Genomic DNA, 15,288 nt, shown 5'->3' with positions numbered 1-15,288 from the left:
GGGCTAACCATTTGCATCGAGGGTGGAAGTGTTACAGCCGCCCCAGCCTCTCCAACAGCAGTGCGAAGAAGCCGTCGTGGTCGATGTCGCGCATCACCATGGCGTTCTTCGGACGCTTGGTCACGCCCCACCAGTCGATCACGGTCATGCCCATGGTCAGTTCCGAGGCGGTCTCCACGCTGACATTGCAGTTGCGGCCCTTGAACAGCTCCGGCTTCAGCAGATAGGCGATGACGCAGGGGTCGTGCAGCGGCCCGCCGTCGGTGCCGTACTTGCCCTCATCGTAACGTTCGAAGAATTCCAGCATCTCGGCGGTCGCGATACCGACCTTGGTGCCGAGCTTGCGGAAGGCCTGTGTGCGCTTGGTCGTCGTCAGCGCCTTGTGGGTGACGTCGAGCGGCATCATCACGATCGGGATGCCGGACTTGAACACCAGATCGGCCGCCTGCGGATCGACATAGATGTTGAATTCGGCCGCGGGCGTAACGTTACCGCCTTCGAAGAAACCGCCGCCCATCAGCACGATTTCCTTGATGCGCGGGGCGATGCGCGGTTCGCGGATCAGCGCCAGCGCGATGTTGGTCAGCGGCCCGAGCGGGCAGAGCGTGATGGTGCCGCTCTCCTCCTTCATCAGCGTCTCGACGATGAAGTCGACGGCATACTGCTCCTGCAATTTCATCGTCGGTTCCGGCAGCTGCGGTCCATTGAGGCCGGTCTTGCCATGCACTTCCTCGGCGGTGACCAGTGTGCGCGCAAGCGGACGGATCGCACCGGCATAGACCTTGATCTCCGGCCGGCCGGCGAGTTCGCAGATCTTGCGGGCATTCTTTTCGGTGAGCTTCAGCGGCACGTTGCCGGCAACGGCGGTGATGCCGACGATCTCCAGTTCGTTGCTGCCGAGTGCCAACAGAATGGCGACGGCATCGTCCTGGCCGGGATCGGTGTCGATGATGATCTTGCGTGGTTGGGGCATTTCAATTCCTTGTTTGGCTGGCCGTGAGCTCACCGGATCGAGAGCACGCCTGCAGGACGACCTTGGCGCTTCTCCTTGCATCCGCGCGTCGTTTCAAGCGCCATGTCGATTATTCCTGTGAGTCCAAGGCCTGGTCTTTTGGGCGGGTCTTCTGGTGGCTTGAACTTGGTCGCGGGGCGGACCATATCAAGAGCATCGGGAAAAATGCCATCTGGGTTTTTCCAGTTTATGTCGCTCTTGAGAGGACAGTGTAACATGAGCCGAATGACGCCTTTCTCCAGCCCGCTTCTCCTTGGTTTCGACGCCATGGAAAAGACCTTGGAGCGCTTGGCGAAATCCGGTGACAGCTATCCTCCGTACAACATCGAGCGCCTCAGCGGGACTGACGGCAAAGCCGAAAGGCTGCGCATCACGCTCGCCGTCGCCGGTTTCGCCGAAAGCGATCTCGATGTGACAACGGAGGAAAACCAGCTGGTCGTGCGCGGCCGTCAGACCGACGACACCGAGCGCGAATTCCTTCATCGCGGCATCGCCGCGCGCCAGTTCCAGCGCTGTTTCGTGCTGGCCGACGGCATGCGGGTTATCGCGGCGGAGCTCAAGAACGGCCTTTTGTCGATCGACCTCGATCGGCCGGAGTCGGAACGGCTGGTACGGAAAATAAACATATCGGTGAAAGACTGATCTTTACCGATGGCTCTCATGCGGGATGGCCTATTGCCCAGGAAAGGGCGGCGTCCTCGCGCCAAGGAGGCTTGAAATGACAAGAACTGAAACTGTCACCATGACCAACGGCGAATTCGCTCATCTGGGCGAAGGCTCGGTCGCTTATCTGCGCAAGGTCTCGAGCGACGACCTGCTCGGCCGCTTCCCCAACATTGGCGAAATCGCGCCCGGCATGGAGCTGTGGGCCCTGTTTGCCGCAAACGGCCAGCCGATCCTGCTTTCCGACGCGCGTGACCGTGCACTGGCCGGCGCCATGGAAAACGACCTGACCACCGTCGCGATTCACTAAAGCGACCGGTTGCTGAAACGAAAAAGGGCCGCTCGCGGCGGCCCTTGGCGAATTCATCCAAAATTGGCTTCAGGCGGCGTGCGAGGCCTGCGTGTCCGACAACAGCGCGTGGATCGCCGTGGCGTCGCGCGTCCCCCTGATCTTGGCCACCGTGTCGGCGTCGCGCAGCACCCGCGCGATGCGTGACAGCGCCTTGAGGTGATCGGCGCCAGCCCCTTCCGGCGCCAGCAGCAGAAACACCAGATCGACAGGCTGGTCATCCAGCGACTCGAAATCGACCGGCGTTTCCAGCCGGGCGAAGACACCGGCGATGCGCTTCACGCCGGCGAGCTTGCCATGCGGAATGGCGATGCCGTTGCCGACGCCGGTCGAACCCAGCCGCTCACGCTGCAGGATGGTGTCGAACACTTCCCTCTCCGGAATGCCCGAAATCGCCGCTGCCCGTTCGGACAGCAATTGCAGAAGCTGCTTCTTGGAGTTCGCCTTCAACGCCGGCAAAATCGCCGGAACGCTGATAAGATCGCTCAGATCCATGCTTGAAAATCCCTTGTTCGCCTGCCGTCACCAGTCCCCACCCCTCGTGCGGCTGGCTTTTATCCCTGTGCGACCTTGGTCGTGGACGGGTCGATCCAGCCGATGTTTCCGTCGGGCCGGCGATAGACGATATTGAGATGATCGGTTCCGGCGTTGCGGAAAACGAACACCGGACTGTCCTTGGTATCGAGCTCGATGACCGCCGAGGCCACCGACATGGTCTTCAGCGTCATGGTTGATTCGGCAACGATGGCCGGCGCGAAATCCTCCGGCATCTCCTCGTCGTCATCAGCGAGCGGCGCCATTACCGTATAGGCGATGTCGGTCAAATCGCCGTTGCCATTGCCCGAATTGTGCGATTTGAGACGGCGCTTGTAGCGCCGAAGCCGGGTCTCCAGCCGATCGGCCGCGGCCTCGAAGGCGAGCGTCGGATCCTGGGCATCGCCCGTGGCCTGCAGCGAGGCGCCGGAATCCAGCCGGATCATGCAATCCGCCGAATAGCGCGAACCCGATTTGATGACGGTTACGTGTCCCGCAAAACCGCGATCGAAATATTTGCCGATCGCTTCGCCGACACGATCGTTGATGCGTGTGCGGAACGCATCGCCGATATCCATGTGTTTTCCCGATATGCGCAGATTCATCTGAAAACTGACCTTCCTTGCTCAGGCTTCAAACTGGCCCGAGTTTATACTCGTGATCCGTGCGCACAAGCTTTGCGGCGTCACTCGCGCCGATTTAAATCCGAACTTTCCGGTTGATCACAAGCCGCCTTTTGACCGTCCCGAGGCCATTGTCGTGACGGACCATCCGCTAGCGGGCATCGGGCCCGTCTCATGCGGGCGGGCTTCTAGCCACTTCCCCGCGGCTTGTCAATGAAGCTCGAAAGCTATGGAAAATCGTAAGCGCCTTAGCGCCCGGCGCTGGCGAGCGCCCGCTTCTCGCGCCGGCGCTGCACGGAAGACGGAATATTCATGCCTTCCCGGTACTTGGCGACCGTACGCCGGGCGATATCGACGCCGCTTTCCTTGAGCATGTCGACGATCGCGTCGTCCGAAAGTACATCGACGGGCTTCTCCTCGTCGATCAGCTGCTTGATGCGGTCACGCACCGCTTCCGAGGAATGCGCGTCGCCGCCACCCGATGCGGCGATCGAGGCGGTGAAGAAATAGCGCAGTTCGAACACGCCGCGCGGGGTCAGCATGTATTTGTTGGCGGTGACGCGGCTGACGGTCGATTCGTGCATGCCGATGGCGTCGGCCACCGTGCGCAAATTGAGCGGCTTCAGCTGGCGCACGCCATGAACCAGGAACGCATCCTGCTGGCGCACGATTTCCGAGGCCACTTTGAGGATCGTCTTTGCCCGCTGGTCGAGGCTGCGCGTCAGCCAGTTGGCGTTTTGCAGGCATTCAGCCAGGAAATCCTTTTCCGCCTGGTTCTTCGCGTGCGGCGAGACCTGGGCGAAATAGATGTGGTCGACCAGCACGCGCGGCAGCGTTTCGGCATTGAGTTCGACGGTCCAACTGCCGTCATTGGCCGCGCGCACCTCGACATCGGCGACGATAGCGTCGCTGGCGCCGCCCGAAAATGCCATGCCCGGGCGCGGGTCGAGCGCCCGGATCTCGGCCAGCATGTCGAGCAAATCCTCCTCGTCGACGCCGCAAATCCGCTTCAGCGTCTGGAAATCGCGCCGCGCCAGGAGCTCCAGATTGGCAACCAGGGCCTTCATCGCCGGGTCGAGGCGGTCGCGCACGGCAAGCTGCAGCGACAGGCATTCGGCAAGATCGCGGGCGAACAGGCCGGCGGGCTCGAAAGTCTGGCACACCGCCAGCACCTTGGCCACGCTCTCGGCATCGGCGCCCAGGCGCGCGGCAATCTCGGCGAGATCGGCCCTGACATAGCCTGTCTCGTCCAGGCCATCGGCGAGTTCTCCGGCAATCAGCCGCGCCGCGGGATCGGCGAAGGCGAGTGCGACCTGCTCGCCGACATGGTCGCGCAAGGTGATGGCGCCCGCCGCCATGTCGCCGGCGTCGAGCCCCTCGGACGAGGAGCCGCCGCCATTGCCGGAAGCCGATTTCCATTGCGCCGTCAGGTCGGGCCCGAGCCGCTCGCTGGTGCCGGGATCATCGGGAAACAGGTTTTCCAGCGACGTATCGAGTTTTTCCGAGATCGCCTCGGCGCTCCATCCCGCCTCGTTCTCGAACCAGTCGCCCTCGACGGCCGCTTGCGGCTCCGCATCGATCTTCTGCGCCTGGTCGCTCGCGGCGTCATCCTGCGGCTCGGCGCGTTCCAGAAGCGGGTTGCGCTCGATTTCCTCGTCGATGAAGTGCTCGAGTTCGACATGGGTGAACTGCAGCAGCCGAATCGACTGCATCAGCTGCGGCGTCATCACCAGCGACTGCGACTGTCGAAGCTGTAGTTTCGCCGCCAACGCCATGGTTCGGTTTCAAACGCCTCCTCTGCGCGTCCGGACTTACCGGAAATGAATTTCGCGGCCGACCATAGAAACTGGCCCGGCTTTTGCTTGTCAAGGCAAAGCCTAGCAAAAGCCGCTTACCGGAGCGTTATCTCGGGGCAAAATCGCCGAAAATCAGGCCGTCACACGCAAAAAATCGTGTCAGGAAACAAATTTCACGCCCAGGGCAATTCCAGGCCAAGTGTGCTGCGGGCCGCAATTGTGCGCGAAAAACGGGTCAGAGCGTAAAACCCTCGCCGAGGTAAAGCCGCCGCACATCCGGGTTTGCCACCACCTCGTCGGCGCGGCCATGGGTCAGCACCTGACCGGCATGGATGATGTAGGCACGGTCGATCAGGCCGAGCGTCTCGCGCACATTGTGGTCGGTGATGAGGACACCGATGCCGCGTGCCGTCAGGTGGCGCACCAGTTGCTGGATGTCGGCGACAGCGATCGGATCAATGCCGGCAAAGGGCTCGTCGAGCAGCATGTAGGCCGGGCGCGTCGCCAGCGCGCGCGCGATTTCCAGGCGCCGCCGCTCGCCGCCGGAGAGCGACATGGATGGCGCCTTGCGCAGATGGCTGATGTGGAATTCCTCGAGCAGTTCGTCGAGATTGCGCTCGCGCACCTTGCGGTCCTTTTCGACCACTTCGAGCACGGCGCGGATATTCTGCTCGACATTGAGGCCGCGGAAGATCGACGCCTCCTGCGGCAGATAGCCGATGCCGAGACGCGCGCGACGATACATCGGCATCGAGGTGACGTCGAAGCCGTCGATCTCGATCGTGCCTTCATCCACCGGCACCAGGCCGGTGACCATGTAGAAACAGGTCGTCTTGCCGGCGCCGTTGGGGCCGAGCAGACCGACGGCCTCGCCGGCACGCACGCCGAGCGTGACGCCACTGACCACCTTGCGGCCCTTGTAGCTCTTGGTCAGGCCCTTGGCGATCAAGGTTCCCTTGAACTTCGCCTTGTCGACGGTGATCGTGGCCGGAGCCGAAACCTTAGCCGCGGCTCGTCCCGGAAGACGCGCCGTCAGCGATGACAGGCTGGCCATCAGGGGTTCGTCGCTCCCGATTTCGGCGGCGGCGTGATCGACATCTGGACACGCTGCCCAGAGCATGGATCAACCTGCGCCAGCCCGCTTTTCATCTGGACGGTAAGCTTGCAGCCGACCAGGACGTTGTCGTTCTGCGACAGAACGACCTTTTTGCCCGAAAGCACCAGCACCTGGCTCTTCATGTCGAAGCTGCCTTGATCGCCGGTCGCGACCTGCTGATCCGACTTGATGTAGATCTTGTCGGATATCTCCAGATGGTCGATGTTGGCCGAGCCGGTCATCGCCGCGCCCGCGGCTTCCGTGCCCTTGGCCGCGGCATTGGGATCCTTGATATAATAGACCATCATCTTGCCGGCCTTCATCAGCGTCGGCCCCTGGACGACAGTGACATTGCCGGTGAAGATGGCGACATTTTCGGCCTGCCGGACTTCCAGCTTGTCGCTTTCGATCTGGATCGGCTTGTCGCCGGACAGTTTGAGGCCTGATACCTGACTGGTGGCGCTGGACTGCGCCAGCGACGGCACAAGGCCCAGCAGGAGCAACGCCGAAGTTGCGGCTGCAAGCCGTGTCGAACTATTGAGCCACATTCGCTTCTTCGCCCTTTGCCTCAGCCGCCTTCGCACTGGCGGGATCGATGTTGACGCGCACCCTGTTCTCGAACACCAGGACCTTGCCATTGTCCTGGACCGACAGGGAATTCGCTGTGATCTGTGACCCGCCACTGCTGACGTCGACGGGATCATCCGTCTTCATAGTGCCTTTGCCCATGTCGAGGAAGACCGATTTGAACTTGGCTCGCATGCCGTCGGTCGTGGTGATCGTGACGTCGCTGGTCATTTTCATCGTATTGCCGTCACGATCGTAGGTCCCGCGCGAGGCTTTGATCGCGGCGACATTGTCCGGACCGACCGGCACCTTAGCGTCTATGCCTTCGAGCTCGATGATGCCTTGCGTGTTGACATCCTGTATCGCCCGCAGGGCCGTCATCGAATAGGGCTGCTTCTGCTTGGTGAAACCGTTGAGCTTGGGATTGGCCATCACCAGCTTGCCATTGGAAAAGGCGGTGCCTTCCGCCTGCACCGCGACGGAGACCGGTGCGGCGAGATAGGAATAGACCGGGAAGGCGACGGCGATCAGCGCCGCGGCCAAGGGCACGGCGAATTTGAGCACCCGCACGCGGCGCGAATGGCGTTGGGCGCGGTCGAATGCGTCGCCCCGCGTCCAGCCATCCACCGGGGGAGCCAACTCCATTTCGGGGTTGGTCGGTTCATTCGATCGCGCTAACATGACTGCTTTCTTCTAAACCCCTGCCCGCCAGGGAGCACCGCCTATAGGTGGGGGGCCGGCGCCCTCAAGCAAGCACAAGCCCACGAAAACCGCAAAAATGTGACAACTGTTGTTGTACAAACGAAAACGAGGTCGGCACAACAGCCGCCACTTCATAGCAGAAATGAACGCCCTTGCGCCGTTTTTTCATCGCCGCCGTTGCTCCCCCCTTACCTTGCGTCCCTTGCGCAGGCCAGTCACAAAACTGACAGCGCCAGGATCGCGGCGGGCGGATTGCCGCGCCATGGGGAAGACGGAACTGCTTCCCGATGAGGACATCATGGTCTAAAAGCGTCTCTTCCCGCCGACTGTGAGGCTGACCATGGCATTGAGAGCCGACGACCTGATCGACCGCCGCCGTTTGCGGCGCAAGCTGACATTCTGGCGTGTTGCGGCCATCGGCATCGTGGCACTCGGGGTGATTGCGCTGTCGGCCTGGTTCTATCGCGACGATCTCGGCGGCTCGGCTGTCGACCATATCGCCAAGGTCAGGATCGAAGGCACGATCACCGAGGACGAGGAACTCATCAAGCGGCTGGAGGACATCCGCAAGTCGTCCAAGGTGAAAGGCGTGATCCTTGCGATCGATTCACCCGGCGGCACCACCGTCGGCGGTGAATCGATCTACGAGGAGGTGCGCAAGGTGGCCGCCGACAAGCCGGTCGTGGCCGAGGTCGGCACGCTCGCCGCATCGGCGGGCTATATGATCGCAAGTGCCGCCGACCACATCGTCGCCCGCAAGACCTCGATCGTCGGCTCGATCGGCGTGCTGATCCAGTATCCTGACGTCAGCGGCCTGATGGACAAGCTCGGCGTCAAGCTGGAGGAGGTGAAATCCTCGCCGCTCAAGGCCTCGCCGTCTCCCTTCAAACCGACCAATGACGACGAGCGCGCCATGGTCCGCAAGCTTATCCTCGACAGCTACGACTGGTTTGTCGGCATCGTCGCCGAACGCCGCAAGATGACCCACGAACAGGCGCTGGCGCTCGCCGACGGGTCGATCTTCACCGGCCGCCAGGGTGTCGCCAACGGGCTGATCGACGCCGTCGGCGGCGAGACCGAGGCGGTCGACTGGCTGGCGACCAAGGGGGTCGACGCCAAGCTCAAGGTGGTCGAATGGAAGGATACGGACCGGCGCGGCAGCTTCCTGTGGTCAAAAGCGATGGTGAAAATGGCCGGCAGTGCACTCGGCCTGCCGGACTCCAGCAGCGATGTCATCCACGAACTTGGCGCCGACCGCTTGTTTCTTGACGGCCTCGTTTCCGTCTGGCACCCTTGAGCGCGGTTTGGGACAGCTGAAAAAGCCAATAAAATCATCCTCATAATTTTGACCGAACTGCTTTCACGGGGACCCGTCAGATGATCAAGTCCGAACTTGTGCAGATTATTGCTACGCGCAATCCGCATCTTTTCCTGCGCGACGTCGAAAACATTGTCGGCGCGATCTTCGACGAGATCACCGACGCCCTTGCCGAAGGCAACCGCGTCGAGTTGCGCGGCTTCGGTGCTTTTTCGGTGAAAAATCGCCCCGCCCGCACCGGCCGCAACCCGCGCACCGGCGAATCCGTCGAGGTCGAGGAGAAATGGGTGCCGTTCTTCAAGACCGGCAAGGAACTGCGCGAAAGGCTGAACGGCGGCAAGTAGGCGCGGCTTCAGCGCCGGCTTCCGACGGAAAACACAATGCTCAATCGTTTCATGCTCATCGTGGTCTTCGTGCCCCTGGCGATCATCCTGATTGCCTTGGCCGTCGCCAACCGCGAACTCGTCGCCTTCACGCTGGACCCGTTCAACCCCGGCAATCCGAAGCTGACGCTCACCTTGCCGCTGTTCATTTTCCTGTTCCTGGCGCTTGCCATCGGCATGATCGTCGGCAGCCTGGCGACCTGGGTCAAGCAGGGCCGCTACCGCAAGCTGGCGCGCCAGCGCGGCGTCGAGGCGGAAAACCTGCGCCAGGCGGTCAGCCGCGCGCCGTCGACCACGCAAGGGGCAGCCCAAGGACCGGCATTGCCAAAGCCGACCAATTGATGAGCCGGCCGGTGCCTTTCGTTCCACGGAGCCTTTCATGCTGACCATTTCGGCTGCCGAGGTCGATCGCGCGCTGACCTTTTCCGGCTTGGTCGAGACATTGCGCACGGCGTTCCGCGAAGGCGCGGTGCAGCCCGTCCGGCACCATCACCCGGTCGAACGGCCGGATGGCGCGGCTTCGACTTTGCTGCTGATGCCAGCCTGGACCGATTTCAACGCCGCCGGCACCTCGGCCGGTGGTCATATCGGCGTCAAGATCGTCACCGTCTCGCCCGACAACAACGCCATCGGCAAGCCGGCGGTGATGGGGCTCTATCTCCTGCTTAATGGTGCCACCGGCGAACCGGAAGCCCTGATCGACGGCCAGCGCCTGACCCAGTGGCGCACGGCCTGCGCCTCGGCGCTGGCGGCTTCCTATCTGGCACGCGAGGACGCCTCCAGGCTGCTGGTGATCGGCGCCGGCGCGCTGTCACCCTTTCTCGCCAAGGCGCATTCGGCCGTACGGCCGATCAAGACCATGCGCATCTGGAACCGGACGTTGGCCAATGCCGAGAAGGTCGCGACCGATCTGCGCGCCGATGGCTTCGCCGCAAGTGCTGCAAGTGATCTCGATGCCGAACTTGGCGAGGCCGACATCATCTCCTCGGCAACGATCGCCACCAAGCCGCTGATCAAGGGCGCTCTGCTGAAGCCAGGCGCCCATGTCGACATGGTTGGTGGTTTCACGCCGACCATGCGCGAAAGCGACGACGATGCGATCCGGCGCGCCCGCGTCTATGTCGACACCCGCGCCGGCGCCACCAAAGAGGCCGGCGACATCGTCATCCCGCTTGCGTCGGGCCTGCTGAAGCCGGAAGCCATCCTCGCCGACCTGCATGAACTGGCGCGCGGCCAGAAGAAGGGCCGCGCGAGCGCCGATGAGATCACGCTGTTCAAGTCGGTCGGCGCAGCACTCGAGGACCTTGCCGCCGGCATTGCCGTTTATAACGCGCTGAAGGCCTAGCTCTCGGTTACAGCCATTTTGGCGCCCATCGCCTCGGCGATCAGGGCGAAATCGGCCGCGCTGACCGGAAACAGGCCAAAGCGAAGCTGATAGCCCCAGTTCGACTTGCCGGCGGTGAAGTCCAGCCGGTCGAGCAGCGGCTTGATCGGAGCTTCTGCTGCCGCCATCCACTCGACGTCTCGGCGGAACGGCGTGAAGCCGCCGCCCATCTCGCCTTGATAGGGCTCGCCTTCCCGCACCGTGCCGATTGCCGTGAAAGCCTGCAGGCCGTCCTTTTCGCCCAAAATTGTGGTCGGCGAATAATAGGCGATGCCATCACCGGGCTTGATGCGGCGCAGCGGTGCCGCCTTGCCGTGGTTGACCTGCATGAAGCCGTCCTTTCGGCCGCGCCGGACATGTTGCGCCGACGCCACGGCGATCCAATACGCGTTCATTTCTGTTCCCCATTGGCCTGTTGCCCGTCCGACAGGCAGTAGACACGCAGCCTGTGATTGTCTGGATCGAGCGCAACGAAGGTGCGGCCGAAATCCAGGTCGGTCGGCGTCTGTAGGATCTTCAAGCCACGCCCTGCCCAGTCGGCATGGGTGGCGTCGACCGCCTCGGGCGCCTTCAGCGCAAAGACGATCTCGCCGCCGCCACCGGCCGCGCTCGCGGCCGGCTCCACCGTATGCCGCGACCACAGGCCAAGCTTGAAGCCGTTGTCGAGCACGAACAGCACGAAGGTCGGCGCGCTTTCGACCGGCTCGCGCCCCAGCAGCGCGCTGTAGAAGGCGCCGCTCTCCAGCGGCTGGTCGACATAGAGGATAACGAAATTCGGCGTGGTCATGATCGGCTCTCCAAAGTTCAGCGTTTCGATGTACTGAACTTAGAGTAGGCTACTGTCAGATTCTGGCAGTAGCCGCCATCACCCACGCGGCTTGTCGAGCGTCGCCCGCCATTCCTTGAGCAACACCTGGCGCCGACGCGGATAGCGCGCATCTATGGCGTTGAGGCCGGATATGCGATCGGCGCGAAAATGCCGGAAATCCTGTCGCATCTCGCACCACGCCACCACCACCCGCACCTTGTCGAAGAAACCGAGCGCGAACGGCCAGACCACACGCTGCGAAGAAGCACCTCCGGCATCGCGGTAGAGAAAACCGAGCTTACGTTCGTTGCGGATGGCCTGCCGCACGATGCCGAGGTCTATGCCTTCAACGGGCGCCATCGGAGGCCCAACCAGCAGCGTCGAAGCATCGAGATCCTCGCGCAGATCGTCCGGCAGCACGGCCGCGATCTTGGCCAGCGCATTACCGGCAGCGGCTGAAAGCCGCTGGTCCGGCTGCTTGGCGACCCAACGCGATCCCAGCACGATGGCCTCGATCTCCTCGTCGCTGAACATCAGCGGCGGCAGCATGAAGCCGGGCTTCAGCACATAGCCCAGACCTGCCTCGCCCTCGATCGGCGCGCCTTGCCCCTGCAGCGTGGCGATGTCGCGGTAGAGTGTGCGGATCGAAATCCCAAGCTCATCGGCCAACACATGTCCGCTCACCGGCCGGCGATGCCGGCGCAGGCATTGGATGAGGTCAAGCAGGCGTTCGGAGCGGGACATGATTCTCGTGGTTTGCAGTCTTCACGATAATATATCTCGCTCCGAAGCGCGCCGGCGTCTGAGCTTCACGCCGCCGCGCCGTCAGAGGTGGAATACCTTGACCTCGTTGCCGCGTTCCAAGGCTTTGTTGGCCACGAACATCTGCGTCTTCGACATTTCGACCTCACGCTCGGCAAGGACACGCAGCATCGCTTCCAGCCGCCGCAGCGCGATCGCCTTGTTGCGGTGCTGCGAGCGCTCGTTGCGTGCCGTCACCACAATGCCGGTCGGCAGGTGGATGGCCCGCACGGCGCTGTCGGTGGTGTTCTGATGCTGTCCGCCAGGGCCACCGGCCCGCAAGGTTTCGAAACGGACATCGGACGGTGCGATCGAAACGGCGACGGCATCCGACAGATCCACCACCTGCACACCGACGAACCAGTTCTGTCGCTTGTGGCCTGCGCGCACCGGGCTCTTGAAGACGAACTTGATGGTGCCGCAATAGTCCTGCGCGAGCGCTTCGGCGTTGCGCCCCTCGAGGCTGAGCACGGCGGATTTGGCGCCGTGCCGGTCCGGTCTGTGACCAAACGAAGCCTCGAAAGTGCAGCCAAGCCGAACGGCTTCCTTCTCGAGGATACCGACCAGAGCCATCAAGGCGATGCGGCATTCCACCGGTCCGTTGCCCGAGGTGACGAGCATGTCAATCGCGGCCATGGTTCGCCCTCCTTGCCATACGGTCGCGCGACGGCTTCTTGCGTGTCCGGTCGGGCGGGCCTTCCATCGCCTTCTTGTAGGTCACCAGCGGTTTCATCGCCGCAAGCGTCACGACCAGGCCGGCATCGGCAAGGTCTTGCACCACCTGTCCGGCATCCTTGTAGGCGGACGCCGCTTCCTCGATGACGAGGTTGCGGTCGTCGCAGATCAATTGCCCACCCCATGCATTTCTCAGCAAGGCGTCTCGCTCCGACCTGTTGCGCCCGGCACGGCCATGCATGGTGGCACGGTCGTATTTGCGGCCGGCGCCGTGCGAAATGCCGCCCAGCGATGGACCCGTCCCATCGAGCGCCCGCACGACATAGCTCAGGCTGGCGCGCGAACCGGCGATCGGTGCGACATCGCCCGCCCGCACCGCGGCCGAGCCCTTGTGATGGACGAAACCATCGGCCCGGTCGCGCACAAGGTTATGCGGCACATCTGCCACCTGCCGGACTTCGCTGCGCAAGGCGCTTGCCGCGCGCTCGGCGACCAGCCGGCGGTTGAGCGACGCCCAGGTGACGCAAAGGTCATGCTGGCGACACCAGCTCCTGCCCTCCGCGGACTCCGGATCGAGCCCGGCCGTGACCGCGGACTGGAGGTCGAGCATCTGCCCGAAGACAAAGGCACCAAGTCCGCGCGAGCCGGAATGCACCAGCAGATAGAGCTTCTGGCGATCGAACAGGCTTTCGCCGGCCACATCGGTCTGGTCGACCGCCTGCAGCTCGCAGAAATGGTTGCCGCCGCCGATCGTGCCCAGTGCATCCGGATAAAGATCCGTCGGCAAATCCGAGGCAGCGAGCGCCGCATGCGGATCGATGTCTTCCGCTTCGATCCGGCGCAGGCATTCGACGGCCTTGTCGATCCTGAGCTTGCGCAATGGCAGATCGAGCTCGAACAACGACATGCCGCAGCCAATGTCGTTGCCGATCAGCTGCGGATGCAGACGCTGCGACAACACGGCAATGCCGGTCGGGCCATATTTGCCCGGATGCAGGTCTGGAAAGGCCGCAACCGAGGTGACGCCGGGCAACGCCGCGACATTGCGAAGCTGCTGGAGCGCCGCGCCCTCGATCCATGTCTGCGGCGAAAAACAATGCTGGATGTGCGCAGCAGGCGCAGCGCACGACGAAGAGGGGCCGAGGCCCCCGATAAAATTGCCCATGACAAGAACACTTCTGGATAAAGGTCACAAACCGGACGCCGTCAGGCATCCGTTCGACCGGCGGCAGGCAGCAAAATGCTGGCTTACGCCGGAACCCTCGAGGGGTGCGCGGTGAAGATGCTCGTCATCTTTCGCTCCCATTCCAGAAACAACAATGCGGCCCTCATAAACCAAGCGCGCGAAAAAACAAGCGCGATGCCGCAACACCGCCGCACCACTTCGAAGGCGAAGGCTTCCAGTTGCGCCAATCGAGCTGCGAGCCATCGCTTGTTGCACCGCCGCTGTCCTCATGCCAAAAGCGGCACGCCGCTCGGAGATGCTCCTGCTTGAAGTCTTTTCGCGACAAACGCCGCGACAGCCGCCCGCCCGCGAAAGGCGGAACCGGAGAGGTGCGTCCGCACGAGCCGCGTGGCCGGCCGGACACCAGGCCGCGCGAACCGCGTGACGTGAAACCGGATAGCCAGCCCGCAGCGAAATCCGCGCCGCGCATCCTTGCCCGCCGCGACGGCGCCCTTCCCGCTGAACAGCTTCCGGTAATCCTCGAAGTAGCACCCAACGCTGATTACGCGCTGCTCGACAGTGGCGCTGGCCAGAAACTCGAACAATACGGCCCCTATCGTATCGTGCGGCCCGAGGGTCAGGCGATCTGGCAGAAAGCCTTGCCGGCAAAGGACTGGGAGCGTGCCGACGCCATCTTCACCGGCGACACCGACGAGGAAGGCATCGGCCGCTGGCGTTTCCCGAAGACGCCGCTCGGTGAGACCTGGCCGATGAAGCATGACGGCATCGATTATCTCGGTCGTTTCACCTCGTTTCGCCATGTCGGTGTCTTTCCCGAGCAGGCCTCGCACTGGGATCATATGGCCGGCCTGATCGCGGCGGCGAAGCGGCCGGTCAAGGTGCTCAACCTGTTCGGCTATACCGGCCTCGCCTCGCTGGTGGCTGCCCGCGCCGGCGCCGAGGTCACCCATGTCGATGCCTCGAAGAAGGCGATCGGCTGGGCGCGTGAAAACCAGGAGATGGCAGGGCTGGGCAGCAAGCCGATCCGTTGGATCGTCGACGATGCCGTGAAATTCGCCGAGCGCGAGGAACGCCGCGGCAGCCGCTACGACATCATCCTGTTCGACCCGCCGGCCTATGGCCGCGGCCCCAAGGGCGAGGTCTGGCAATTGTTCGAGGATCTGCCTGATCTGACCGACCTTTGCCGCGCGATCCTGACGCCGAAACCGCTTGCCGTGGTGCTCACCGCCTATTCGATCCGCGCCTCCTTCTTCGCCATCCATGCCTTAATGCGCGACACCTTTGCCGGCATGGGCGGCAGGGTTGAATCGGGCGAGTTGATCATCCGTGAAAAGTCCGCCGGCAGGGCGCTTTCGACCTCATTGTTTTCGCGCTGGGTGGCCTGAATGCCC

19 protein-coding genes are annotated in these 15,288 nt (G+C 63.0%); 7 read left to right on the top strand and 12 right to left on the bottom strand.

Features of this window, described 5'->3' with window-relative positions:
• Positions 1–31: 31 nt before the first annotated feature.
• Positions 32–973: a nucleoside hydrolase gene (locus AC04SF_RS26810; RefSeq protein WP_488480238.1), complete on the bottom strand. Its 942-nt coding sequence runs from the start codon at positions 971–973 to the stop codon at positions 32–34.
• A 255-nt stretch (positions 974–1,228) separates the two neighbouring features.
• Here AC04SF_RS26810 and AC04SF_RS26805 point away from each other — a divergent pair, with 255 nt between their 5' ends.
• A complete protein-coding gene (locus tag AC04SF_RS26805) occupies positions 1,229–1,654 on the top strand; it encodes an Hsp20 family protein (RefSeq protein ID WP_096450220.1) in 426 nt (141 codons plus the stop codon).
• A 76-nt stretch (positions 1,655–1,730) separates the two neighbouring features.
• A complete protein-coding gene (locus AC04SF_RS26800) occupies positions 1,731–1,985 on the top strand; it encodes a BQ00720 family protein (RefSeq protein ID WP_096450222.1) in 255 nt (84 codons plus the stop codon).
• A 69-nt stretch (positions 1,986–2,054) separates the two neighbouring features.
• Here AC04SF_RS26800 and ptsN read toward each other — a convergent pair whose 3' ends face one another.
• The 6 genes from ptsN to lptC form a co-directional block, all read right to left on the bottom strand.
• The gene (ptsN, locus tag AC04SF_RS26795) at positions 2,055–2,519 is read right to left on the bottom strand and encodes a PTS IIA-like nitrogen regulatory protein PtsN (protein WP_010911486.1); all 465 of its coding nucleotides are present in this window, start codon (positions 2,517–2,519) and stop codon (positions 2,055–2,057) included.
• A 59-nt stretch (positions 2,520–2,578) separates the two neighbouring features.
• Positions 2,579–3,163, bottom strand: a complete 585-nt coding sequence (gene hpf, locus AC04SF_RS26790; protein WP_488480237.1) for a ribosome hibernation-promoting factor, HPF/YfiA family — start codon at positions 3,161–3,163, stop codon at positions 2,579–2,581.
• Between the two features lie 266 nt (positions 3,164–3,429).
• Positions 3,430–4,956 (bottom strand): RNA polymerase factor sigma-54, encoded by a 1,527-nt coding sequence (rpoN, locus tag AC04SF_RS26785; RefSeq protein WP_488480236.1) that lies wholly within the window; start codon positions 4,954–4,956, stop codon positions 3,430–3,432.
• A 256-nt stretch (positions 4,957–5,212) separates the two neighbouring features.
• Entirely contained in the window at positions 5,213–6,031 is an 819-nt protein-coding gene (gene lptB / locus AC04SF_RS26780) for an LPS export ABC transporter ATP-binding protein (protein ID WP_019861197.1), read from the bottom strand.
• Positions 6,031–6,621 (bottom strand): LptA/OstA family protein, encoded by a 591-nt coding sequence (locus tag AC04SF_RS26775; protein WP_096450226.1) that lies wholly within the window; start codon positions 6,619–6,621, stop codon positions 6,031–6,033. The genes lptB and AC04SF_RS26775 overlap by 1 nt, the downstream gene beginning before the upstream one ends.
• Positions 6,608–7,321 carry an LPS export ABC transporter periplasmic protein LptC gene (lptC, locus tag AC04SF_RS26770; RefSeq protein WP_488480235.1) on the bottom strand — a complete coding sequence of 238 codons (714 nt, stop codon included), beginning with the start codon at positions 7,319–7,321 and terminating at the stop codon, positions 6,608–6,610. Before lptC ends, AC04SF_RS26775 begins: the two co-directional genes overlap by 14 nt.
• A 361-nt stretch (positions 7,322–7,682) precedes the next feature.
• Between lptC and sppA the strand changes: the two genes are divergently transcribed.
• From sppA to lhpI, 4 genes are all read left to right on the top strand, one after another.
• On the top strand, positions 7,683–8,639 hold the full coding sequence (gene sppA / locus AC04SF_RS26765) for a signal peptide peptidase SppA (protein WP_488480234.1): 957 nt from the start codon (positions 7,683–7,685) through the stop codon (positions 8,637–8,639).
• Positions 8,640–8,719: 80 nt separating this feature from the next.
• Positions 8,720–9,004: an integration host factor subunit beta gene (locus AC04SF_RS26760; RefSeq protein ID WP_006200394.1), complete on the top strand. Its 285-nt coding sequence runs from the start codon at positions 8,720–8,722 to the stop codon at positions 9,002–9,004.
• Positions 9,005–9,040: 36 nt separating this feature from the next.
• On the top strand, positions 9,041–9,385 hold the full coding sequence (locus tag AC04SF_RS26755; RefSeq protein ID WP_488480233.1) for a DUF1049 domain-containing protein: 345 nt from the start codon (positions 9,041–9,043) through the stop codon (positions 9,383–9,385).
• Between the two features lie 37 nt (positions 9,386–9,422).
• Positions 9,423–10,388, top strand: a complete 966-nt coding sequence (lhpI, locus tag AC04SF_RS26750) for a bifunctional Delta(1)-pyrroline-2-carboxylate/Delta(1)-piperideine-2-carboxylate reductase (protein ID WP_488480232.1) — start codon at positions 9,423–9,425, stop codon at positions 10,386–10,388.
• Here lhpI and AC04SF_RS26745 read toward each other — a convergent pair.
• The 5 genes from AC04SF_RS26745 to AC04SF_RS26725 all read right to left on the bottom strand — a co-directional run bounded on the left by AC04SF_RS26745 (position 10,385) and on the right by AC04SF_RS26725 (position 13,876).
• Positions 10,385–10,822: an EVE domain-containing protein gene (locus AC04SF_RS26745; protein ID WP_488480231.1), complete on the bottom strand. Its 438-nt coding sequence runs from the start codon at positions 10,820–10,822 to the stop codon at positions 10,385–10,387. The genes lhpI and AC04SF_RS26745 overlap by 4 nt on opposite strands.
• Complete coding sequence (locus AC04SF_RS26740) at positions 10,819–11,214, bottom strand: VOC family protein (protein WP_488480230.1); 396 nt, start codon at positions 11,212–11,214, stop codon at positions 10,819–10,821. Before AC04SF_RS26740 ends, AC04SF_RS26745 begins: the two co-directional genes overlap by 4 nt.
• A 78-nt stretch (positions 11,215–11,292) precedes the next feature.
• Positions 11,293–11,979: a helix-turn-helix transcriptional regulator gene (locus AC04SF_RS26735; RefSeq protein WP_488480229.1), complete on the bottom strand. Its 687-nt coding sequence runs from the start codon at positions 11,977–11,979 to the stop codon at positions 11,293–11,295.
• 81 nt (positions 11,980–12,060) lie between these two features.
• Positions 12,061–12,672: a peptide chain release factor H gene (gene prfH / locus AC04SF_RS26730; protein WP_488480228.1), complete on the bottom strand. Its 612-nt coding sequence runs from the start codon at positions 12,670–12,672 to the stop codon at positions 12,061–12,063.
• Positions 12,659–13,876, bottom strand: a complete 1,218-nt coding sequence (locus tag AC04SF_RS26725) for an RNA ligase RtcB family protein (protein ID WP_488480227.1) — start codon at positions 13,874–13,876, stop codon at positions 12,659–12,661. The genes prfH and AC04SF_RS26725 overlap by 14 nt, the downstream gene beginning before the upstream one ends.
• 326 nt (positions 13,877–14,202) lie before the next feature.
• Between AC04SF_RS26725 and AC04SF_RS26720 the strand changes: the two genes are divergently transcribed.
• A complete protein-coding gene (locus AC04SF_RS26720; RefSeq protein WP_488480226.1) occupies positions 14,203–15,282 on the top strand; it encodes an RsmD family RNA methyltransferase in 1,080 nt (359 codons plus the stop codon).
• Positions 15,283–15,288: the final 6 nt, after the last annotated feature.

It is taken from the genome of Mesorhizobium sp. CNPSo 4671 (assembly GCF_057784245.1).
Note: the sequence above shows the minus strand (reverse complement) of the source record. Positions and strands in the feature narration are given on the sequence as shown.

Bases quoted from the DNA above. Each gene is read 5' to 3' on its own strand.
- AC04SF_RS26810 (WP_488480238.1), bottom strand. From the start codon at position 973: ATGCCCCAACCACGCAAGATCATCATCGACACCGATCCCGGCCAGGAC.
- AC04SF_RS26745 (WP_488480231.1), bottom strand. From the start codon at position 10,822: ATGAACGCGTATTGGATCGCCGTGGCGTCGGCGCAACATGTCCGGCGC.
- sppA (WP_488480234.1), top strand. From the start codon at position 7,683: ATGGCATTGAGAGCCGACGACCTGATCGACCGCCGCCGTTTGCGGCGC.
- ptsN (WP_010911486.1), bottom strand. From the start codon at position 2,519: ATGGATCTGAGCGATCTTATCAGCGTTCCGGCGATTTTGCCGGCGTTG.
- lptB (WP_019861197.1), bottom strand. From the start codon at position 6,031: ATGGCCAGCCTGTCATCGCTGACGGCGCGTCTTCCGGGACGAGCCGCG.
- AC04SF_RS26755 (WP_488480233.1), top strand. From the start codon at position 9,041: ATGCTCAATCGTTTCATGCTCATCGTGGTCTTCGTGCCCCTGGCGATC.
- rpoN (WP_488480236.1), bottom strand. From the start codon at position 4,956: ATGGCGTTGGCGGCGAAACTACAGCTTCGACAGTCGCAGTCGCTGGTG.
- AC04SF_RS26735 (WP_488480229.1), bottom strand. From the start codon at position 11,979: ATGTCCCGCTCCGAACGCCTGCTTGACCTCATCCAATGCCTGCGCCGG.
- hpf (WP_488480237.1), bottom strand. From the start codon at position 3,163: ATGAATCTGCGCATATCGGGAAAACACATGGATATCGGCGATGCGTTC.
- AC04SF_RS26800 (WP_096450222.1), top strand. From the start codon at position 1,731: ATGACAAGAACTGAAACTGTCACCATGACCAACGGCGAATTCGCTCAT.
- lhpI (WP_488480232.1), top strand. From the start codon at position 9,423: ATGCTGACCATTTCGGCTGCCGAGGTCGATCGCGCGCTGACCTTTTCC.
- AC04SF_RS26740 (WP_488480230.1), bottom strand. From the start codon at position 11,214: ATGACCACGCCGAATTTCGTTATCCTCTATGTCGACCAGCCGCTGGAG.
- AC04SF_RS26805 (WP_096450220.1), top strand. From the start codon at position 1,229: ATGAGCCGAATGACGCCTTTCTCCAGCCCGCTTCTCCTTGGTTTCGAC.
- lptC (WP_488480235.1), bottom strand. From the start codon at position 7,321: ATGTTAGCGCGATCGAATGAACCGACCAACCCCGAAATGGAGTTGGCT.
- AC04SF_RS26760 (WP_006200394.1), top strand. From the start codon at position 8,720: ATGATCAAGTCCGAACTTGTGCAGATTATTGCTACGCGCAATCCGCAT.
- AC04SF_RS26725 (WP_488480227.1), bottom strand. From the start codon at position 13,876: ATGGGCAATTTTATCGGGGGCCTCGGCCCCTCTTCGTCGTGCGCTGCG.
- AC04SF_RS26775 (WP_096450226.1), bottom strand. From the start codon at position 6,621: ATGTGGCTCAATAGTTCGACACGGCTTGCAGCCGCAACTTCGGCGTTG.
- prfH (WP_488480228.1), bottom strand. From the start codon at position 12,672: ATGGCCGCGATTGACATGCTCGTCACCTCGGGCAACGGACCGGTGGAA.